Raw genomic sequence first — 20,810 nt, 5'->3', positions numbered from 1 at the left:
CGGTTGCCGTCCGGCAGCGCTTGCACCCCGGCGCCGGGTGGTCGATGCTCGAGACAGGACAGGCGTTTGCAGGGAAGGCCGGACGCGTCTCCACAACAGCCGGGGGGCTTGATGGAGAAAGACGGGAAGAGGGTCGGGAAGCCCAGCGCCGGGCGCACGGCGGCGATTATCGCCGTGGTGTACCTGGTCTTCGGCCTGGCGTGGATCGGTCTGTCCGACCGCGCCCTGCTGCTGATGGTCGAGGACGCGGCCCTGGTGGCCCAGTTGCAGACCCTCAAGGGCTGGGGCTACGTGGCCTTGACCGCCGTCGGGCTGTTTCTGCTGGTCTTCTACCCGCTGCGGGCGCGCGACCGCGCCTCGCGCGAGGCACGCCGCCTCACCGGAATTGTCGAGCGCTCCCCGGTCGTCGCGATCGAATGGGCGACCACGCCCGGGTGGCCGGTGACCTTTGTCTCGCCCAACATCGCGCGCTGGGAGATCGACCGCCATGCCCTGCTGCGCGGCGAGCTGCATTACGCCGACCTGATTCATCCCGACGACATCGACCGCATCGTGACCGATGTGGCCGCGCACATCGACCACGGCCCGGATCGTTACACCCAGATCTATCGCCTGCGCAGTGGCGCAGGCAGCTGGATCTGGGTGGAGGATCGGACCTGGTTCACCCGCGACGAGGCCGGCCGGGTGACCTGCATCCACGGCCTGCTGCTGGACGTGACCGAACGCCTGCGCGCCGAGCAGGACCTGCGCGACTCGGAGACCCGCTTCCGCGCGATCTTCGACAACGTGCAGGAGGCGATCCTGCTGCAGGACTTGGATACCGAAGCCCTGATCGGGGTGAACGCCGCTGCCGAGCAGATGTACGGATACAGCCGGGCGGAGCTGCTGGACTGCAGCGTTGATGACCTGAGCGCAGACGAAAGCGGGTATGACGTGCAGCGCCAGAAGGCACTGATGGAGCGCGCCCGGCGCGGCGAACAGCTGGTGTTCGAGTGGCGGGCGCGCCACCGGGACGGCCACGGCTTCTGGGTGGAGGCCAACCTGCAGGCCACCGAGATCGCCGGAGAGCGGCTGCTGCTGGTGACCCTGCGCAACATCGAGGCGCGCAAGCAGGCGGAGGCCGCGCTGGCGCGCCAGGTGGACCGCCTGAGCCAGGCGGAACGCCACGCGGGACTGGGCAGCTGGGAGTATCTGCTGGAGACCCGGGAGATGTGGTGGTCGGACCGCCTCTATGGCCTGCTGGATTGTGACGCCCGGTACGGCACGCCGACACTGGAATCCTTCGCCCGCAATTTCTTCGATCTCGACTCCGAGGACGGCGCGAGCTTCTCCGCGGCGATGGAGGCGCTGCTTGCGGACGGTGAGCCCGGGCCGCGCCGTCTGTTGCTGAAGGCCCGCCCGGAGGTCCGCGCGGATGCCTGGTTCAGCATCACCATGGAGGCGCCGATGGAACGCGCCGACGGCATGCACTACGTGCAGGGCACGGTTCTCGAGGTGACCGAACTCAAGCGCCGCGAGCTGGAACTGCGCGACCTGAACGCCACGCTGGAGCAGCGGGTGGCCGAGCGCACGGCAGCCCTGCAGGCCTTGAACCAGGAACTGGAATCCTTCTCCTACGCCGTGTCCCACGACCTGAAGGCTCCGCTGCGCGGAATCGAGGGGTACAGCCAGTTGCTGGAGGCGGACTACGGCGAGCAACTGGAGGGCGAGGGGCGCACCTTCGTCCGCAACATCCGTCAGGGCGTGGCGCAGATGAACGAGTTGATCTCGGACCTGCTCGCCTATTCGCGCATGGAACGCCGACCGCTGGAGGAGCGCGAGGTCCGGGTCCGGGCACTGGTGGAGGAGGTACTGGAATCGGTGGATCCGGCCCTGCGCGAACGTGCCGAGGTCACGCTGGAGGTCGATCCCGCTCTGGTATTCTACAGCGACCCCGACGGGGTCGCCCTGATCCTGCGCAACCTTCTCGAAAATGCATTCAAATTCAGCGCCGAGCGTGAAACACCCCAAGTGATGGTGCAGGCGGAATCCCGCAGTGCTACGCTCGGAATCTTGATACGGGATAACGGGATCGGCTTCGACATGGCGTTTCAGGACCGCATCTTCGATATCTTCCAGCGCCTGAATCGCGCCGAGGCCTATCCCGGGACCGGCGTCGGCCTGGCCCTGGTGCGCCGGGCGGTCAACCGTCTGGGCGGCGAGATCCACGCGGAGGGCACACCGGGCGCGGGCGCCAGCTTCGAGGTGGAGTTCCCTCGATGAGTTCGGCCACGCGCCAGCCCTCCATCCTGGTGGTCGAGGACAACCCCGTGGATATCGACCTGATGCGCCGCGCCTTCGAGCGGCGCAATCTCACCAATCCGCTGGAAATCGCGCGCGACGGGGTGGAGGCGCTGGAGTTTCTCGAGCGCTGGGAGCGGGGTGAACGGGCGCCGCCGGCGGTGATCCTGCTGGACATCAAGCTGCCCAAGGTCGACGGGCTGGAGGTGTTACGGCGCATCCGCAACCACGAGCGCTTCCGCCGTATCCCGGTGGTCATGCTGACCTCCTCCAGCGAGGACCGCGACATCGCGACCGCCTACGATTGCGGTGCGAATTCCTACATCGTCAAGCCGGTGGATTTCGCCAAGTTCGTCGAAGTGGCCGAGCAGGTGGAGCTCTACTGGTGCCTCCTTAATCAGCCGCCGGGCTGAATCCGGCGAAGCCCATGCGAATCCTCCTCGTCGAAGACAATCTGGCGGATGCCGACCTGCAGCGTCGGGTCCTGGAGCGGCAGGTGCCGGATGCCGACGTGCGCCTCGCGGCATCACTGGCCGAGGCGCGGGACGCGCTGGCCGGGAACGAGGCCTTTGACTGCGTGGTGGAGGACCTGCGGCTGCCGGATGGCAGCGGTCTCGATCTGATTGGCGAATTGCATGCGGCCGGGCGCGGCGAAGCCGTCCTGGTGCTGACCGGGCACGGTGAACAGGAGACGGTGGTCGCGGCGTTCCGCGCCGGGGCCGACGACTACCTGACCAAGTCCGACGATTACCTGGACCGTCTGCCGGGACGCGTCGTGGATGCCCGTGCCCGGCGCGAACTGCGCGTGGACGATGCCCACGAGCCACTGCGGGTCCTGTATGCCGAGCACAACGAATTCGACATCGGCCTGACCCGGCGCGAACTCGCACATGCTGCCCCGCACATCCACTTGCAAGCGGTACACACGGCGGAGGAGGCTCTGGCGGCGCTGCCGCAGAAGGCCGGCGCCGACCCGGGCTTTGATCTGCTGCTGGTGGATTACCGGTTGCCGGGGATCGACGGCCTGGAGCTGGCGCGTCTGGTGCGCGAGGAGCGCGGCCTGGACCTGCCGACGGTCCTGGTGACCGGGCAGGGCACCGAGGATCTGGCTGCGCGCGCCCTGCGCATGGGCGTGGAGGACTACGCGGTCAAGCGTGACGGCTACCTGAAGATGCTCCCGGTACTGCTGGACCAGGTGCACGCGCGGGCGGGTCTGCGACGGGAGCGCGCCGCGCTGGCAGCCTCGGAACGCCGCTACCGCGAGGTGATCGAGCGTGCCGGCGACATCGTCTTCGAGACCGATGCCGCGGGATGCTGGCGTTTCCTCAACCCCGCCTGGACGGCCATCACCGGGCACTCGGTGGAGGCCGCGATCGGCGAGGAGATGCTGTCCTTCATGCCACTGGAGGATCGCGGGACGGCGGCGCGACTGCTGGCCCGTGCCGCGGAGGCCGACGACGGTCGGCTGGAGACCGAGATCCGGCTGCGCGCGGCGGACGGTTCGCTATGCTGGCTGGAACTTCGGGGCCAGATCAATCTGGATGCCGCGGGGCGGGCACAGGGGTTGTCCGGAAGCCTGGTGGATGTGACCCGCCGGGTCCTGGATCAGCGCATTCAGGAGGTGCGCGCGAACGTGCTCGCGCGTCTGGCCACCGGCGAGCGCGATCCGCGTCTGCTGGAGGATGTCGTCAGGGGGCTGGAATCGCTGGCCCCCGACCTGCACGGTTGCCTGATGCTGCTGGATAGCGGCAGCCAGGAGCTGCACGCGGTGACGGCCCCCCGCGTGCCGGACCCGCTGCGCAGTGCCACGCGCCGGATACGCGCCGGGCAGGGCATGGGTTCCTGCGGCGAGGCTGCCTGGACCGGCGAGCCGGTCATCGTCGAGGATTGCGGGTCCCATCCCAACTGGGCCGGTTTCTGCGATCTCACCCACGCGGCGGGATTCCACGCCTGCTGGTCGTTCCCCTTCCGCGACGCCGACGGCAGTGTGCTCGGCACCCTGGGGATCTATGTTGTTGCCGCGCGGGCGCCCTATGCCGGCGAGCGCGTGCTGATCGAGGAATTCACCCAGATCGCCGGGCTGGCCGTGCAGAAGCTGCGCGCCTCGCAGGCCCTGGCCGAACGCGAACGGGCATTGCGCACCGCGGCGGAGCTCACCGTCGAGCTGTTGCGCGAGGACAACCCCGCGAGCGTGATCCATCGCCTGCTGGCCGAACTGGGGCAGGAGACGCATGCCGACCGCGCCTATGTGCTGGTGGCCGAGCTGGACCATGACGTCCGCGAGGCCCTGGACGTTCACCGCTACTACTGGGTACGCACGGACACGGATTACGCGATTCGGCCGCCGTCGCTGCGCAACCTGAGCCTTGAATCGCTGCTGCCGCGCTGGCACGCGATCCTGCAGGACGGCGGGGCGGTGGATGTGCTGACCCGTGACCTGCCGGATCCCGAACGCGAGGTCATGGAGGCGGCCCAGTGCCAGGCGGCACTGCTGGTCCCGCTGTATGTGGAAGGCGAGTACCGTGGCTTCCTCGCCCTGGACCGGGTGCGGCGCGCGCAGCGCTGGACCGATGCAGACCAGAGCCTGGCGCGCATTGTGGCGTCGAGCCTGGGCGCGGCACTGGAGCGGCGGCAGGCCTTGCTGGGCCTGCGGCGCATGGCCGCGGTCTTCGAGAGTACCCGGGACGGAATCATTATCACCGACCTGACTCCGCGGATCGTTGCGGTCAACCCGGCTTTCGCCGATATCACCGGCTTCTCCGAGGTCGAAGCGATGGGGCGCAACCCGAGTTTCCTGCAGTCCGGGCGGCACGATGCCGGCTTCTTCAAGCGCATGTGGGACAGCCTCCAGCGAGAGGGGCACTGGCAGGGAGAGATCTGGAATCGACGGCGCAATGGCGAAGTGGCCCCGCAGTGGCTGAGCCTCAATACCGTCTACGACGAGCAGGACCAGGCGCTGCATTACGCCGGCGTACTGACCGACATGTCGGAGCTGCGCCGGTCGGAGGATGAGCTGCAGTACCTGGCGCAACACGATGCCCTGACCGATCTGCCCAATCGCAGTCAGCTGCAGGCGATGCTGGGGCAGGCACTGGAGCGGGCGCGGACAGACGGCTATCGCATCGCGGTGCTGAGCCTCGACCTGGACCGCTTCAAGAATGTCAACGACTCCATGGGTCACCCGGTAGGGGACCAGGTGCTGGTGGAGGTGGCCCGGCGCCTGCGCGAGGTGGTCGGCCCTGCCCATGCCCTGGGGCGCCTGGGCGGCGACGAGTTCCTGGTTGTGGCGGAGAATCCGGCCAGCGACGAGGTCGTGGCCCGTTGCGCTGGCGACCTGCTGGCAAGCCTGGAGCGGCCGCTCGCGCTGGAGGACGGGCGCCGGGTGTACCTCAACGGCAGTATCGGTATCAGCCTCTATCCCGAGCACGGAGATTCGGTCACCGCGCTGATCCAGCACGCGGATGCGGCGATGTACCAGGCCAAGGCCTCCGGCCGCCAGACCTGGAGCGTCTACACCCAGGCCCTCACCCGTGCGGCCGACGAGCGCCTCGAACTCGAGAACCGCCTGCGGCATGCGGTGGAGACCGAAAGTGGCGAGCTGTGTCTGCACTTCCAGCCGCAGGTCGCGCTGGAGGACGGTCGGCCCTTCGGGATGGAGGCGTTGCTGCGGTGGCAGACCGAGGACGGAGAGATGATTCCCCCGGATCGTTTCATCCCGATTGCCGAGGACACCGGGCTGATCGTTGCGCTGGGCGAGTGGGTACTGCGCGAGGCCTGTGACGCCGGGCGGGGGTTGCTGGATCGCGGCGCCGGGGACTTCAGTGTGGCGGTCAATCTTTCGCCGGTCCAGCTGCAGCGCGGCGACTTCGTGAATCGCGTGGCGGAGATCCTGGCGTTGACCGGGTTCCCCGCCGCACAGCTCGAACTGGAGATCACCGAGACCGCGATCATGCAGCAGGGCGAACTGGCCATCGCGCGGCTGGCGGCCCTGAAGGAGCAGGGCGTGCGCCTGGCGATCGACGACTTCGGTACCGGATATTCCTCGCTGGCGGCCCTGCGGACGTACCCACTGGATGTGCTGAAGATCGATCGCAGCTTCGTCGATGGGGTGGCCAGCGAGAGCGCCGACCGCGAGATCGCCGCCACCATCATCGCCATGGGACGCAACCTGAACATGCAGGTGATTGCCGAGGGCGTGGAGATCGCCGAGCAGGCGGCCTTCCTGCGGGAGCGCGGTTGTGCCCTGGGCCAGGGCTATTTCTACAGCCGACCGCTGGCGCTCGGGGCGCTGGAAGACTGGATGACGCGGCACGGCGCACTGACGCCGGTCTGACCCCGCGCCCCGTGGCGTTGCCCGGGGCGCTCCGGTAGCCTTGGTTCGCGTCCTTTCAGCCACCCCCCCAGCCCGGAGCTGCCCCGATGTCCGATTCGTCCCGTCCCACTGCGCTGCGTTCGATCACCTTTCACGGGCTGGAACCGGGGCCCCGGCTGATCGTGCTGGGTGCGGTGCACGGCAACGAGACCTGTGGCACGCAGGCCGCCGAACGGGTCCATGCCGAACTGGAGGCCTGCGAACGCGACCTGCTTCGGGGCAGGCTGACACTGGTGCCGCGGACCAACCCGCTCGCCTATGACCTGGGGCAGCGCATGGGCGAGCGTAACCTGAACCGCAACCTGCGCGTGACCGATGCGCCGCAGGACTTCGAGGACCGCATCGCGAACGTGCTGTGCCCCTTGCTGGCGGCGCACGACGTGCTGCTGGACCTGCATTCGTTTCACACCGGGGGGCAGCCGTTCATCATGCTGGGTCCGCGCAACAACGATGGCGACCTGGAGGGTTTTTCGCAGGCGCGCGAGGAAGAGACCCTGGCGGCCTGCCTGGGACCGCGGCGCATGGTCGAGGGCTGGCTGGATACCTACGCCCGTGGCGTCGCGCAGCGGATGAAGAACCCGAACGCCAGCCAGCGGGCACAGATCCTCAGCACCGATCCCAGCTACGGGATTGGCACCACCGAATACATGCGCAGCCAGGGTGGCTACGGCGTGACCCTGGAATGCGGCCAGCACGACGACCCGCAGGCCCCGGTGGTGGCCTACAACGCGATCATCAATACGCTGGCGCACCTGGGCATGCTGGAGGCCCCTGCCACCCCGGGCCAGGACGACCCGGAAGTGCTGCGTCTGGTGGAGGTCATCGACCGGGATCATCCGGACGACCGCTTGGCCCGCGAGTGGCAGAGCTTCGACCCGCTCCAGGCGGGCGACCTGATCGGCGTCCGCGCCGACGGGACCGAGGTGCGGGCCCCGGAGCCCGGCTTTATCGTGTTCCCCAACCCGAATGCGCTGCCGGGCAACGAGTGGTTCTACCGCGCCGAGTTCAGTGACCGCCGCGTGATCTGACCCATCGGTTCGCCCGGAATGGATGTCGCGCCCTCCGGTGTTGCGCTCCTGCTGCTGGCTTCCGGCTTCTTTGCCGGGTTGCTGAATGCGGTGGCTGGCGGCGGCAGCTTCCTGACGTTGCCGGCGCTGATGAGCGTGGGCGTGCCGCCGGTGGCCGCCAATGCCACCGGGACTGCAGCACTCTTGCCTGGCTATCTCGCCAGCGTCCTGGCGGACCGGCGCCGGTTGCGCACCGCCTGGCAGGAGTTGGGTGGGGGGCTCGCCTGGGGGCTGCTGATGGCAGGCGTGCTGGGCGGCGTCGTCGGCGCGCTCGCCCTGCTCCTGACCGGCGATGCCCGTTTCCGTGTCCTGATCCCCTGGCTGCTGCTGGTCGCCACCGCGCTGTTCGCGCTGGGGCCCTGGCTGCAGCGCCAGGCCGCGCGGCCGCATCCGGGACCGTTACGCATGTTGGGGGCCGGGCTGGGCTGCACCTATGGCGGCTATTTCAACGGCGGCGTCGGCATCCTGCTGCTGGCAATCCTGCGCGGCCAGGGGCTCTCGGACCTGGCTGCGGCCAACGCAGTCAAGAACCTTCTCTCCACGGCGCTGACCGTGATGGCCGTAGGGGTCTACATCGCGGGCGGTCAGGTGGTCGCGACCGGGCTGCTGGCTGTGGGCGCGGGCGCGATCCTCGGGGCTCGGCTTGGCATTGCCCTGGTGCGCCGTATGCCGGAGGCCGGCCATCGTCATGCCGTCACCGGGATCGGCGCGGTGATTACCGTCCTGTTTTTTCTCGATCCTGCCTGGCTTGGATTGTCCACTTCGTAGGATGTGTTGAGCGCCGCGAAACGCCTCGGTCGGAAGGCGGTGCCATTCCTGGCGCTCGATGGTGATGCGTTTGCCCGTGGCGATGAGGGCCTGATCAGGTGTTCGGGGCGTGGGTGGCTTCGAGTGCCCGCGTGAGGTCATCCAGGGTGCTGGCACTGGATTCCGGCAGGATGGCCTCGATGCGGGGGCGCAGCGGTGTGTCGGGGGCGTCCATTGGTTCCAGCCCGCCGTGGCCGTCCACGCGGTTGAGGCGGTGCCAGCCCTGGTCGGTTTCCACCAGGCCCTTCAGGCGGTCGCCGGCAAAGTCGTCGACCAGGCGTACGAGGTTGGCATGGTCGATGCGCTGACCCTCGGGCAGCAACCAGCTGCGGCCGATATAGCCATCGCCGCGGGTGTCGATGGTGACCCACGCGTCGGCGGGGTGCGCGGTGTCATCATGGTGGTGGTCGTGGTCGTGGTCGTGGTCGTGGTCGTGGTCGTGGCTGGCGTGCCCATCCGCGGTCGCGGTCACGAGAAAGTCGCGCGCCTCCGGGAACAGGGCGCCGCCCCGATCCAGCCGCGGGCGGTTCAGCCAGTCGCGTTCGATACGCCCCTGCGTGGTTTCCACGACCAGGGGACGCGGTGGCGGCATCGCGGCGACAAAGGCCTGCAGCGCCTCGCGGTCCGCTTCGCTGTAGAGATCGGCCTTGTTGGCCAGCAGCACGTCGGCGAGGGCGATCTGGTCCCGCCAGTTCGCGTGTTCCCGGTGGCGCGGCGAGGCCAGGTGGCGGGCGTCCATCACGGTGACGGTGGCGCGCAAGTCCAGCACGCCGGCGTAGGGCGGTTCGGTCAGGGTGCGGATGATCTGGGCGGGATGTCCGAGCCCGGTGGGTTCAATCAGGATGCGGTCCGGGTGCTGGCTGCGGATCAGCCGGTTGAGGCCGACGGTGAACATTTGCGCGGAGACGCAGCACAGGCAGCCGCCAGGAACCTCTTCCAGCGCCACGCCGGTGTCGGCGAGCAGGCCGCCGTCTACACCGACCTCGCCGAACTCGTTGACCAGGACGGCCCAGTGCTCGCCTTCCGGGCGCTGCGCGAGCAGGTGGCGGATGGCGGTGGTCTTGCCAACACCGAGGAAGCCGGTGACCAGATTGACCGGGATGTCGCGGTGTTGCGTCAACTCAGCTCTCCTCGTCCGGTTGGACCGGCGGCGTGCCGCTGTCCTCGTCGGCCGGCGCCAGGGTGTCGGCACGGACGCCGTCGCTTTCGAGGCTCTCGCGCATGGCCTCCTCGGCCTCCTTGTTGAGGACAATGATGGAAATGCGGCGGTTGAGCGCGGCCTCGGGGTCCTCGCGGTTGAACGGCACGCTGTCGGCCAGGCCGACCACCCGGGCGATCTGGTCGGGCTGGGTGCCTCCGGCGATCAGCGCACGGCGGGCGGCATTGGCGCGGTCTGCGGAGAGTTCCCAGTTGGTGTAGTCCGGGCGCAACAGGGGTCGGGCATCGGTATGGCCGGTGATCGAGACCCGGTTGGGGACCTTGTTGATCAGGGAGGCCAGTTCGCGCAGGATCGCATCGGCATGGTCCAGAGGGCGCGCGCTGCCGCTGTCGAACATCGGCCGGTTCTCGCGATCGATGATCTGGATGCGCAGGCCATCGGGCGTGATGTCCAGCAGGAGCTGGTCCTTGAAGGGCTCCAGCGCCTGACTCTGTTCGACCGCTTCCTCCAGTGCCTCCTGCAGGGTTTCCAGGGACTCGCGGTCGCGTGCCTCCGCCAGGTCGTCGAGGGTTTGTTCATCAATCCCCATGGGGGCTTCCATGGGCTCGGGATCATCGAGCATCTCCGGCATGCCCTCGAAGTCGATGATCGATGGATCCACGCCCGTCCCGTCGCCGGGCGCCTGCCCGGGCGTGGCGGCGCGACCCTCGAAGGCGGACGGGTTCTGGAAGTATTCGGACAACCCTGCGCGTTCCTCGACCTCCATCGCCGCCAGCAGCCACAGCAACAGGAAGAAGGCCATCATCGCGGTGGCGAAGTCGGCAAAGGCAACCTTCCACGAGCCACCGTGGTGGCCGCCCTTGACCACCTTCTTCTTGACGATGATCGGCTGGGTCTTGTCTTCGACGCCCATGGATGCGGTCCGGGCGGCCTCAGGCCGCCTTCACGTGCTCCTCGAGTTCGGCGAAGCCGGGCCGCATGTCGCTTTCCATGGTCTTGCGGCCGAATTCGACTGCCACCTGCGGGCTGTAGCCCTGCACGTTGGCCAGGATGCAGGCCTTGATGCATTGCAGGAACTTGGCCTCTTCCTGGGCGCGCGATTCCAGTGCGGCCGAGGTCGGGCCGACAAACCCGTACGCCAAGAGGATGCCGAGGAAGGAACCCACGAGCGCCGCCGCGACCTTCATCCCGATCTCCTCGATCGAGCCGCCGATTGCGCCCATGGTGTTCACGATGCCGAGCACCGCGGCCACGATGCCGAAGCCGGGCAGGGCGTCCGCCACGCGATAAACCGCGTGGCTGGGGCGCTCGGATTCCTCGTGGTGGGTTTCCAGGTCCACGTCCATCAGGGCATCGAGTTCGTGCGGGTTCATCGAACCGGAGATGATCAGGCGCATGTAGTCGGTGATGAACTCGACGGCGTGGTGGTCCTTGAGCACCCGGGGATGAGCCTGGAACAGGGCGCTCTCCCCGGGCTCCTCCACGTCATTCTCGATACCCATCAGGCCCTCCTTGCGGGCCTTGGTGAACAGCTTGTACATCAGCGCGAGCAGATCGAGGTAGTCCTCGCGCGAGTACTTCGCACCGCCTTTCAGGAGCTGCGGAATGGACTTGAGCACGGTGATCACGACCCGTAGCGGGTTGGCGATCAGGAAGGCGCCGAGCGCCGCGCCCCCGATGATCATGTATTCGTACGGCTGCCAGATGACCAGCATGTTGCCGCCGTGCAGCACGAAGCCGCCGAACACGCCACCGAAGACGACCAGGATGCCGAGGATGAACTTCACTGATGGGGTTCCGGGATATGGGTTCTAATTGGGCTTTTGCGCACAGGTTCACGGTGTTGCTATTGCTATAGTGGCGCGCATAACCATAACGACTCCCCCGCGCGAGGTACAGCATGCCCGAGGACAAGGACGCCACCTACATGGACGAGGTCACCCGGCTGGTGGCCGTGGAATGGCCCATCCTGGAGGCGAGCGATGCGGTGTTTGCCGATCCGGATGCCCTGATGGATCGCTCGTTGCGCGAGTTGGCGCGCTACGCCGAACGTGACCCCGGCCTGAGCCTGCGTCTGGTACGGCGTGCCAACGCCTCGCGCCGCGGCCTGCGCCAGGAAGTGCACTCGGTGGGGGACGCGATCGCCATGCTGGGGCTGCAGAACGTCCACCGGGAGGCGGCCGAGGCCCCGCGCGTCGAGGATGCGGTCAGACGGCCGCAGGCCTACCGCGAACTGGCGGCGCAGTCGCGGCTGGCGGCGATGATCGCGACCGAGGTCGCGCGCGAGCGCCACGACACCGAACCGGGCGAACTGGCCCTGGCGGCCCTGCTGAATCAGCTGGGTCTGCTGGCACTGTTGGTCGAGGGCGAGCCGCGCCTGGATCGGTTGCTCGAGATGCTGGAACTCAGCGCCCTGCCGGACGAGGCGAGCTATGCCGCGCTGGGGTATGCAACGGACGACCTGTCGCGGGCCATGGCGGAAGAGATGGCGCTGCCGGAACTGGTGCAGGGCACCCTGCGCGCGGTGAACGCGGCGCATCACCGGGCCTACGAGGTCATGGTCGCGAGCGCTGTGGCCTGGCAGGTCTTCCGTGGCATGGATACCGCGCGTGGCGACCGCGACCTCGGGCTGCTGGCCGGCCTGATGGGGCTGTCGGACAAGGAGGCTGCGGACCGCGTGGCCACCGTGATCGAGCGTTTCAACGAGGACATCGCGGTGTACCATCGCGCGGCACTGGACCCGCAGATGCCTGGCCGCGTGTGGCTGGGCGAGCGCTATCGGCCGCGCCTGGCCCTGATGCCGCGGGCCGACCTGCTGGACAACGGCCTCCGTTCCCTGGAGCAGGAGCCGAATCGCGAGGTCCGCGTGCGGCGGATGCTGCGGGTGATGCAGTTCGGAGTGGGTCTGAACCGGGTGGTCTTCGCCCGCCTGTCCCGGGACGGCGAGACCCTGCGCGCCGAGCACCTGGTCGGGACGCTGCACGAACCGGAGTTCAGCCACTTCGTGATCAACCGGTCGGCCCTCGGGCCGCTGGCCCAGGTGCTGGATGACGATGCACCGCAGTGGTGGGACCGCAAGCGCATCCGCGAGCAGATGCCCGCGGCCGTGCGCCATCTGACCGGCGGGGTGGACTGCCTGGTGGCGCGCCTGTGCGACGGGGATCGCGTGCTGGGCATGGTGTATGCCGACCGCCGGTCCCGCGATCTGGAACTGACATCGACCGCCCTGGAAGGCTTTCGGAAGGTCCTCGCGGCCGCCTCGCGCCCCGCCGGTGGATGAGCGAATGTTTCAGGCGGACGTGAGGCTCAAGTCTGCGTCGCGGCAGTCGATACATGTACAAGGTCGTATATAGACGACCATAATCCGCAGCACTCATGAGGGTCGGCCACGGCGAATGGGCGACCCCGGGAGACGCTGGTTGAATCACTCGAACGCGCGATTCAATCAGCGTCTCCCAGGCGGGCCTGGCGCCCGCAGAAAAATCAAAAGGACGTGCGACATGCGCAAGAACCTGCCCGTCACCCAGACGGAGTATTCGCTGGATCAGCACGGGGACCTGATCTCCGCCACCGACGAAAAAGGGCGCATCCGGTATGCCAACGACGACTTCGTCCAGGTCAGCGGCTTCGACTGCGAGGAGCTGGACGGTGTCGCCCACAACATCGTGCGCCACCCGGACATGCCGGAGGCGGCCTACGCGAACATGTGGGAGACCCTGAAGGCCGACCGGCCCTGGATGGGGATCGTCAAGAACCGGCGCAAGAACGGCGACCACTACTGGGTGGACGCCTTCGTGACGCCCGCCTACGAGAACGGGCGCAAGACGGGCTATGAATCGGTGCGCGCGACCCCGGCGCGCGAACACGTCGCCCGCGCGGAGAAGGTGTATGCCGCGATCAACCGGGGCCGGAGCTTTGCACGGCGCTGGTACCACGGCCTCACCTGCCGCCTCGCGGGGACCTGGACGGTCGGGTTCCTGCTGGCGCTGGCCGTAGTGATCCTGGCGTCCGAGCCGCTGGTCCAGGCGGGCCTGCTGGTGCTGATCTTTGCCGCCGGTGGCATCGTCTCGCTGGCGCTGACTTCTGGCGTCCGACAGGCCGTCAACCGTGCCCGGGACCAGTTCGACAACCCGGTGATGGAGGCCATCTACACCGGGCGCCGCGACGACAGCGCCTCGCTGGAACTGGTGCAGCATTTCGGCGAGGCCAAGTTGCGCACCGTGCTGGGGCGGATCGAGGACAAGGCCGATGCGGTGAACGCCGACGCCCATGCCATGGCCAGCAGCGTCGACCAGACCGCCTCGGGCGTCGAGCGCCAGCAGAACGAGATCGATCAGGTCGCCACGGCCATGAACGAGATGACCTCGACCATCCAGGAGATGGCGAGCAACTCCGCGCGGGCCGCCGAGGCCGCCAACAACGCCGAGAAGGAGACCGGGGCCGGGCAGGATGTCGTGAACGACACGGTGTCCGTGATCAACCGCATGGCGGCGGAGGTCGAGTCCACCGCCGAGAAGCTGGGCAAGCTGGAGGCCAGTACCGAGGAAATTGACAAGATCCTGAGCGTGATCCGCGAGATCGCCGAGCAGACTAACCTGCTGGCGCTGAACGCCGCGATCGAGGCCGCCCGGGCCGGCGAGCACGGTCGCGGTTTTGCGGTGGTGGCGGATGAGGTGCGCTCACTGTCGCAACGCACCGACGAATCGACCGTGACGATCCGCAACATGATCGAGGGCCTGCAGTCCGGGGCCCGCGAGGCCATGTCCGCGATGCGCGCCAGCCAGGAGCAGGCCGCCGACGGGGTGGAAAAGGCGCAGGCAGCCGGTGACTCACTGACCACCATCCGCGAGGCCGTTGCCCAGATCACCGACATGAACACCCAGATCGCCACCGCAGTGGAGGAGCAAAGCGCGGTCTCCGAGGAGATCAACCGCAACGTGACCTCGATCCGCGACGTGGCCACCGAAACCGGCTCGGTCTCCGTCCATGCCCGCGACGCCAGCGCCCGCATGCAGGCCGAGGCCGACGAGCTCAAGGCCCTGATCCAGCGCTTCGAACAGACGTAAGTCCGATCACGCTTACTGGGTATGACACGGGCTGGTGCGGCTACCTGCTGATGGCTGGTTGCAGCGTCTACTTCTGACCGACCGCGAGGGAGGGTGTGCCGTGGTTTGGTTTTTCGCCATGAAACGCACGGAGGCACGAAGTAGGTCAGGGGTGATCGACAGGAAGACGCGAAGGCTGGAAGAGGGATTGGGTCAAACCGTAAAGGGTGTAGAGGGGGCGCTAGCCACTACCCCACACCTCAATAACCCTTCCCATCTTCCAACCTTCCTGTAATGCCCTTTTGACTGGGCTTTTCTTCGTGTTGCGCGTGAGCGCTACGCGGTCTGGCCGTAGCGGCGTTCGATGTAGGCCTCGACTCGGGCCTGGAATTCCTCGGCGATACGCTCGCCCTTGAGCGTCACGGTCTTCTCGCCGTCCTCGTAGACCGGGGCCACCGGCTGTTCTCCGGTGCCGGGCAGAGAGATGCCGATGTTCGCGTGCTTGCTCTCGCCCGGGCCGTTGACCACGCAGCCCATCACCGCGACGGTCATCTCCTCCACGCCCGGATACTGTTGCTTCCAGGTCGGCATCTGGTGGCGAATGTAGGTCTGGATGTCCTGCGCCAGATGCTGGAAGTACTCGCTGGAGGTGCGCCCGCAGCCGGGGCAGGCGACCACCGACGGCAGGAAGCTGCGCAGTCCCATGCTCTGCAGGATCTCCTGCGCGACCAGGACCTCCTGGGTACGGTCGCCGCCGGGTTCCGGGGTCAGCGAGATGCGGATGGTGTCGCCGATCCCCTGCTGAAGCAGGACGGACAGCGCCGCGGTGGAGGCGACGATGCCCTTGGCGCCCATGCCGGCCTCGGTCAGGCCCAGGTGGAGCGGGTAGTCGCAACGCGCGGCCAGATCCTGATAGACCGATATCAGCGGCTGTACTCCACTGACCTTGGCCGACAGGATGATGCGGTCATGCGGAAGGCCAATGCGCTCGGCCTCGGCCGCGCTCTCCAGTGCCGAGGTGATCAGCGCCTCCTGCATCACCGCCTCGGGCGCGGCCGGTTCGGCGCGCTGGCTGTTCTCGTCCATCATCCGGGCGAGCAGGGCCTGGTCCAGGCTGCCCCAGTTCACACCGATGCGCACCGGCTTGTCGAAGCGGATGGCGGTCTCGATCATCGCTGCGTACTGCGCGTCGCGTTTCGAGCCGCGCCCGACGTTGCCCGGGTTGATGCGCAGCTTGGCCAGTGCCTCGGCGCACTCCGGGTATCGGGTTAGCAGCTTGTGGCCGTTGAAGTGGAAGTCGCCGACCAGCGGCACGTCCAGTCCCATGGCCTCCAGCCGCTCGCGGATTTCCGGCACGGCCTTCGCCGCGTCTTCGGAATTCACCGTGATGCGCACGACCTCGGAGCCGGCACGTGCCAGCCCCGCCACCTGCACGGCGGTACGCAGGGCATCGGCGGTATCGGTGTTGGTCATCGACTGCACCATCACCGGGTGGTCGCCCCCGACGGTGACGTTGCCGACGCGGACGGGGACGGTCTTGTGGCGGGTGGGGATCGTGTTCATGTTGATCTGCGCGGGCGCGAGGAAACGGTGCGCGGAGTGTAACGCAGCAGTGCGCGACTGCCGAGACGCCGCTCTCGTGCCGGGGTTGGGCCTCGTTACGGATACCCATGTCGCACCCGTCGGTGATCCGGGATCTCCACGCTCAGGGCTGTCGTGGCGTGGGAGATCCCGGCTCTGCGCTTCGCTCCGGCCGGGATGAAGAGATGCTTGTGGCGCCCTGTGGCTTGCCGGACCCCGCAGTTTGGATCAGGGGGGCAGGCCGGCCTTCCAGGGCTGGAAGGTGTTTTCGACCGACGCGCGGCTGGCCGCATGGCGTGCTTCCACGCGCTCGGCGATGGCCTGCTGCCACGCCAGTCGGGTCTCGGTGTGCAGGGCGTCCAGGGCCTCGTGCAGGGCCTGTTCGAGGTGTTCGCGGTGGCGGGTTTCGTCGAGTCGCAGGAGCAGCCAGTCCACGCCGATGATCGTGGCCCCGGCGGCGGTGACGCCACAGCCCAGTGAGAACGGACCGCTCCAGGCGCAGACCCCGGCACCGATCGCACCCGCACGTCCGGCGCGCCCCAAGCTGCGGGCCAGCCCCGCCTGTGTCGCGCGGGCGGCCAGCCGGGCCTGCACGGCGCGGGCGATCAGCGGGGTGGCCAGACCGGTGCCGGCGGCGACCTTGGCGGCCAGGCCGGTGCGCCGGTCGAAGCGTTCGAGGTCGACGTCCAGCGCCGCGTGCAGGGCATGGCCTTGCTCGACCTCGACGGCCGAACTCCCACCGGCGCGCGGCGGCGGATCCGGGATGCGTGCCTCCGCGAGGCGGTCCGCCAGCTCCAGACGCCAGGCGTCGCGGACCTGGCGCTGCTGCTCGTCCAGGCCCCATTCGACGGTGGTCGCGAGTTCCTGCAGGGGCGTGTCCCACAGGGCCTCCGGCAGCAGGCGTTCGCGCAGCATGCGGGCGCCGGCATCCGGGTCGGATTCGCTCACCCACTGCGCGCCGCGCCGCCACAGGCGGCTGTATTCCGCGCCGAGGGAGTAGTACCACTCCGCAACGTCGGGAACGCGGTCGTGCAGGGCCTCGAACCGGGCATCGAGCTCTGCGTCCACGCGGCCCTGCCAGTGCTCCCGGGCTGCGGTGTCGCCGGCCTCCAGCCATTCCAGCGTGTACCGCTCGAGCGCGGTGAGTCGCTGGCGGTCGAGCTGGTACCGCTGTTCGCCCAGTTGCAGGGTCAGCGGCTGGTCGCCCGCCCAGGTACGGGGTTCGTGCTGGCTGGCGAGCCAGAGCAGGGCGAGGCTCGCCAGCAGGGTCATGGCCAGCCAGACGCCGCCCCGGGCCTTCCAGGCGGCCGTGGCTTGCGGCGCCGGCGTGAGCGTGGTCACTGAAGGGCGTCTCCCAGGGCCCGGACTATTCGATGACGGGCGCGTTGCGCGGGTCGCCCAGGGCGTCGGTTGTCGGCCGCAGCGGCAGCAGGCCGTTGGCCAGCAGCAGGAAGCCGGCCGCCAGGAAGGCCTGTTCCGCGAGCACCAGCAGCCAGCCGAGCAGGGCCGGCAGGGACTCCACGCCCTGCGGGAACCACTGCTGACCCAGCCACAGCCGCAGCGCGTCCTGGGTGGCGGCGAGCTGCAACCCGGCCTCCAGCAGGTGACTGCGGGCGGCCTCGCGGTGCACCAGGAACCAGACCGCCTGTTCCAGGGTGGCGCCGGTCAGGTCGGGGTAGCGGGCCTGCAGGGCCAGCACCAGCAGGGCGACGGTCAGCAGCAGACCCGTGACCCGCAGGGCCCCGCGGCGGACCAGTTCGGGGGCGAACCGTGGATGGGCATGGCCGCGCAGCAGGCGGGCGAACAGGACCTCGCTGATTACCAGCACGAACGCGGCCACGAGCAGAGCGACCCAGACCTCCTGCGTCGGGATGCGCGCGAGCGTGATCAGCAGTAGTCCGCCCAGTAGCGCGCCGATGGCCAGGTGACGCAGGGCCATCAGCGGCCCGCCGTGCAGGCGCCGGGGCCACTGGCTGGTGGGCTCCAGGTAGCCACGCAGGAATGCCGCGCGCCGAATCCGGTGGCGCCGAAAGCCGCCATGGGCGATCAGGAGGGTCACCGCGATCCACAGCGCGACGACGCCCGCTTCCGGCAGGACCCGCAGGTTCATGTGCGTCAGCCACAGTCCGATCACCAGCAGCGTCAGGGTGAAGGCATGGCGCAGGGCGATGTGCCGCGTCGGGAGCAGGCTGGATTCGGCGGACGGGGAAGATGGGGACACGGGGGCTCCACGGGGATGTGCACGTCCTGATGGTAGCAGGCGGCGGGCAAGCCCCGTGGAGCGGTATCCCGCGGGATGTTCGGGTTTCGTTCAGCCGGATGCGCTATAAGGGCGGGATGATGCGACTGCGATCTGACCGGTGTGGGTCTTCGTCCGCTGCATTGGCCTTGATGGCATGGCTGGTGCTGGCCTGGCCGGGCCCGTTGGCGGCGGAGGAACTGCGTCTGCACGCGGTCTTCGGGGACCGTGCGGTGCTGTCGGTGGGGAACGAGCGGGCGGTGGTCGCCAGCGGCGAGGCCGGACCGGGAGGCGTGCGCGTCCTGCGCACGCGTCCGGGTGCGGCCTGGGTGGAGTTCGACGGCGAGCAGCGCGAGTTGCGGGTGCAGCCCCGGGCCGGGCCGGGGCTGCCGGGTGCGTCGGACGGGGACGGTGAAGAGGTCCGGGTCCATCGGGATTCCCGCGGCGAGCACGCGCTGACGGTCGGGCTGAACGGGATTGCCGTCACGGTCGTCGTCGATCCGCAGGTGGATGCCGTCCTGTTGCGAGCCAAGGATGCCGAACGGGCCGGGATCGATGCCGACCAGGGTCGGTCGGTGCGCTTCCGGGGCGAGCACGGTGCGCGCCATGGTCAGAGAGTCCGCATCGAAGAGGTTCGGATCGGAGCGCTGCAACGCCGGGGCGTCAGCGCGATCGTGCTGCCGGACCACGACCTGCCGCGTTCGCGCCTGGGCCGCAACTTCCTCGATCACTTCGCAGTCGACACCGATGGCGATGCGTTGAGGATCCGGGAGCGGTGACGGCGCAGCGGCGAAGCTGCGTTAGCATGAGCCCCCTTATGGTCCCCGGAAACCCTGCATGCCGCTGATTCGGCGCTACCTCGAGAAAGCCCCTGCGCCGCGCCGCGAGATTTTTGGCTGGGCGATGTTCGACTTTGCCAACCAGGCCTACACCCTGCTGATCATCACGGTCATCTTTGGCGACCTGTTCACGCGGGTGATTGTCGGCGACGCCCCGGACTATCGCCTGGGCAACCTGCTTTGGAGCCTCGCGCTGGCGGTCAGCTATGCGATGGTGATCGTGGCCGCCCCGTTCGCCGGGGCGATCATGGACGCCACGGCCGCGCGCAAGCGCTTCCTCGCCGCCTCGTGGGTGCTGACGATCATCACCACGGCGTTGCTGTACTTCGTCGAACCGGGGCTGGTGTTCTTCGGCATGGCGCTGCTCATCGCCTCGAACTTTGGTTATGCCATCGGCGAGTCCTTCATTGCCAGCTTCCTCCCCGACCTGGGGCCACCGGAGAAGCTCGGCTGGATCTCCGGGCTGGGCTGGGGGCTGGGCTATGTCGGCGGGCTGGTGGCGACCGCCTTTGCCCTGGGGCTGCTGGGCGAGGTGAGCGCGGACAACTTCGAGCGGATCCGCTGGGTCGGGCCGTTCGCGGCCGCGTTCTTCCTGGTCTCGGCGTTGCCGACCTTCCTGTTCCTGAAGGAGCGCGGCACCCGGCGGCGCATGGCGCGCAACGTTCAGATGGGGCTCGGCTGGAAGCGAGTGAAGGCCTCGCTGGTCACGCTGGGCGAGCGCCGCGACCTGCGCGCGCTGTTCGTCTCCATCTTTTTCGTGATGGCCGGCATCTACATCATCATCGCCTTCACCTTCATCTATGGCGCGCAGGTGATCCAGTGGAGCGAGCCGGTGCGGGTGCTGATGTTCGTGGTGACCCAGGTCACCGCGGTGGTCGGTGCCGTGGGCTTCGGGTTCCTGCAGGACCGTGCGGGTCCGGTGCGGATCTATCGCATCACGCTGGTGCTGTGGTCCCTGGCGGTGCTGGCGATCTTCGCCACGCCGACCATTGCCCAGTGGCTGAGCGTGCTCCTGGCGCGTCCGGTCGAGGCGCAGATGGTGTTCCTCGGTGTCGGGATCCTGGCCGGGCTCTGTCTCGGTTCGGCACAGTCTGCCGGTCGGGCGCTGGTGGCACTGATGGTCCCGGCGCGCGAGGCCGGGCGCTGGTTCGGCTTCTGGGGGCTGTCGGCCAAGGCCGCGGCGATCTTCGGCCTGCTCGGCATCGGGTTGCTCCAGGCCTGGCTGGGCCTCGAGAACGCCATCCTGTTCTGCCTGTTCCTGTTCCTCGCCGGGCTGCTGGCGTCCATCCCCATCCGCCTCGCCGACCGCCGCCGGGCCGCGGCGGTTTGATTCACCACGAAGCGCACGCATGTGCGAGAAAGGTCAAGGGCGATTTACAGGAAGACGCGAAGATGGGAAGGGTTTTGGGGTGCGGGTCCTG

Annotated in this window: 15 protein-coding genes; 9 read left to right on the top strand and 6 right to left on the bottom strand. The window is 68.4% G+C overall.

Annotated elements, in window-relative coordinates:
- Positions 1–174 precede the first annotated feature (174 nt).
- The 5 genes from ACESLR_RS01160 (at position 175) to ACESLR_RS01140 (ending at position 8,487) form a co-directional block, all read left to right on the top strand.
- On the top strand, positions 175–2,262 hold the full coding sequence (locus ACESLR_RS01160) for a PAS domain S-box protein (RefSeq protein ID WP_373024309.1): 2,088 nt from the start codon (positions 175–177) through the stop codon (positions 2,260–2,262).
- Positions 2,259–2,693, top strand: a complete 435-nt coding sequence (locus tag ACESLR_RS01155) for a response regulator (RefSeq protein WP_373024282.1) — start codon at positions 2,259–2,261, stop codon at positions 2,691–2,693. The genes ACESLR_RS01160 and ACESLR_RS01155 overlap by 4 nt, the downstream gene beginning before the upstream one ends.
- A 14-nt stretch (positions 2,694–2,707) precedes the next feature.
- Positions 2,708–6,613 carry an EAL domain-containing protein gene (locus ACESLR_RS01150; RefSeq protein WP_373024281.1) on the top strand — a complete coding sequence of 1,302 codons (3,906 nt, stop codon included), beginning with the start codon at positions 2,708–2,710 and terminating at the stop codon, positions 6,611–6,613.
- A gap of 86 nt (positions 6,614–6,699) precedes the next feature.
- Complete coding sequence (locus tag ACESLR_RS01145) at positions 6,700–7,680, top strand: M14 family metallopeptidase (protein WP_373024280.1); 981 nt, start codon at positions 6,700–6,702, stop codon at positions 7,678–7,680.
- Between the two features lie 18 nt (positions 7,681–7,698).
- Positions 7,699–8,487, top strand: a complete 789-nt coding sequence (locus ACESLR_RS01140) for a sulfite exporter TauE/SafE family protein (protein WP_373024279.1) — start codon at positions 7,699–7,701, stop codon at positions 8,485–8,487.
- A gap of 94 nt (positions 8,488–8,581) precedes the next feature.
- On the opposite strand, the gene ACESLR_RS01135 is transcribed toward ACESLR_RS01140, so the two are convergent.
- Genes ACESLR_RS01135 through motA form a run of 3 tightly spaced genes read right to left on the bottom strand, consistent with a single transcriptional unit; the run spans position 8,582 to position 11,472 of the window.
- Entirely contained in the window at positions 8,582–9,646 is a 1,065-nt protein-coding gene (locus ACESLR_RS01135; protein ID WP_373024278.1) for a CobW family GTP-binding protein, read from the bottom strand.
- A gap of 1 nt (position 9,647) precedes the next feature.
- Positions 9,648–10,598, bottom strand: coding sequence for a flagellar motor protein MotB (gene motB, locus ACESLR_RS01130; protein WP_373024277.1), 951 nt, complete (start codon positions 10,596–10,598; stop codon positions 9,648–9,650).
- Positions 10,599–10,617: 19 nt separating this feature from the next.
- Positions 10,618–11,472 (bottom strand): flagellar motor stator protein MotA, encoded by an 855-nt coding sequence (gene motA, locus ACESLR_RS01125; RefSeq protein WP_373024276.1) that lies wholly within the window; start codon positions 11,470–11,472, stop codon positions 10,618–10,620.
- Positions 11,473–11,585: 113 nt separating this feature from the next.
- On the opposite strand from motA, the gene ACESLR_RS01120 reads away from it, so the two are divergent.
- Complete coding sequence (locus tag ACESLR_RS01120) at positions 11,586–12,965, top strand: HDOD domain-containing protein (protein ID WP_373024275.1); 1,380 nt, start codon at positions 11,586–11,588, stop codon at positions 12,963–12,965.
- Between the two features lie 220 nt (positions 12,966–13,185).
- Positions 13,186–14,751, top strand: a complete 1,566-nt coding sequence (locus ACESLR_RS01115; RefSeq protein ID WP_373024274.1) for a PAS domain-containing methyl-accepting chemotaxis protein — start codon at positions 13,186–13,188, stop codon at positions 14,749–14,751.
- A gap of 315 nt (positions 14,752–15,066) precedes the next feature.
- Here ACESLR_RS01115 and ispG read toward each other — a convergent pair whose 3' ends face one another.
- The 3 genes from ispG to ACESLR_RS01100 form a co-directional block, all read right to left on the bottom strand.
- Positions 15,067–16,293 (bottom strand): flavodoxin-dependent (E)-4-hydroxy-3-methylbut-2-enyl-diphosphate synthase, encoded by a 1,227-nt coding sequence (gene ispG, locus ACESLR_RS01110; RefSeq protein ID WP_373024273.1) that lies wholly within the window; start codon positions 16,291–16,293, stop codon positions 15,067–15,069.
- 246 nt (positions 16,294–16,539) lie between these two features.
- Positions 16,540–17,583 carry a hypothetical protein gene (locus ACESLR_RS01105; protein ID WP_373024308.1) on the bottom strand — a complete coding sequence of 348 codons (1,044 nt, stop codon included), beginning with the start codon at positions 17,581–17,583 and terminating at the stop codon, positions 16,540–16,542.
- A gap of 94 nt (positions 17,584–17,677) precedes the next feature.
- Positions 17,678–18,532, bottom strand: a complete 855-nt coding sequence (locus ACESLR_RS01100) for a hypothetical protein (RefSeq protein ID WP_373024272.1) — start codon at positions 18,530–18,532, stop codon at positions 17,678–17,680.
- A gap of 170 nt (positions 18,533–18,702) precedes the next feature.
- On the opposite strand from ACESLR_RS01100, the gene ACESLR_RS01095 reads away from it, so the two are divergent.
- Positions 18,703–19,329 (top strand): TIGR02281 family clan AA aspartic protease, encoded by a 627-nt coding sequence (locus ACESLR_RS01095; protein WP_373024271.1) that lies wholly within the window; start codon positions 18,703–18,705, stop codon positions 19,327–19,329.
- 58 nt (positions 19,330–19,387) lie between these two features.
- Positions 19,388–20,719: an MFS transporter gene (locus tag ACESLR_RS01090; protein ID WP_373024270.1), complete on the top strand. Its 1,332-nt coding sequence runs from the start codon at positions 19,388–19,390 to the stop codon at positions 20,717–20,719.
- Positions 20,720–20,810: the final 91 nt, after the last annotated feature.

Origin of the sequence: Thioalkalivibrio sp. (assembly GCF_041685615.1) — a bacterium.
In the GTDB taxonomy this organism is placed as follows: domain Bacteria; phylum Pseudomonadota; class Gammaproteobacteria; order Ectothiorhodospirales; family Ectothiorhodospiraceae; genus Thioalkalivibrio.
Note: the sequence above shows the minus strand (reverse complement) of the source record. Positions and strands in the feature narration are given on the sequence as shown.

Bases quoted from the DNA above. Each gene is read 5' to 3' on its own strand.
- ACESLR_RS01145 (WP_373024280.1), top strand. From the start codon at position 6,700: ATGTCCGATTCGTCCCGTCCCACTGCGCTGCGTTCGATCACCTTTCAC.
- ACESLR_RS01115 (WP_373024274.1), top strand. From the start codon at position 13,186: ATGCGCAAGAACCTGCCCGTCACCCAGACGGAGTATTCGCTGGATCAG.
- ACESLR_RS01150 (WP_373024281.1), top strand. From the start codon at position 2,708: ATGCGAATCCTCCTCGTCGAAGACAATCTGGCGGATGCCGACCTGCAG.
- ACESLR_RS01095 (WP_373024271.1), top strand. From the start codon at position 18,703: ATGGCATGGCTGGTGCTGGCCTGGCCGGGCCCGTTGGCGGCGGAGGAA.
- motB (WP_373024277.1), bottom strand. From the start codon at position 10,598: ATGGGCGTCGAAGACAAGACCCAGCCGATCATCGTCAAGAAGAAGGTG.
- ACESLR_RS01120 (WP_373024275.1), top strand. From the start codon at position 11,586: ATGCCCGAGGACAAGGACGCCACCTACATGGACGAGGTCACCCGGCTG.
- ACESLR_RS01105 (WP_373024308.1), bottom strand. From the start codon at position 17,583: ATGACCCTGCTGGCGAGCCTCGCCCTGCTCTGGCTCGCCAGCCAGCAC.
- ACESLR_RS01090 (WP_373024270.1), top strand. From the start codon at position 19,388: ATGCCGCTGATTCGGCGCTACCTCGAGAAAGCCCCTGCGCCGCGCCGC.
- ACESLR_RS01155 (WP_373024282.1), top strand. From the start codon at position 2,259: ATGAGTTCGGCCACGCGCCAGCCCTCCATCCTGGTGGTCGAGGACAAC.
- ispG (WP_373024273.1), bottom strand. From the start codon at position 16,293: ATGAACACGATCCCCACCCGCCACAAGACCGTCCCCGTCCGCGTCGGC.
- ACESLR_RS01140 (WP_373024279.1), top strand. From the start codon at position 7,699: ATGGATGTCGCGCCCTCCGGTGTTGCGCTCCTGCTGCTGGCTTCCGGC.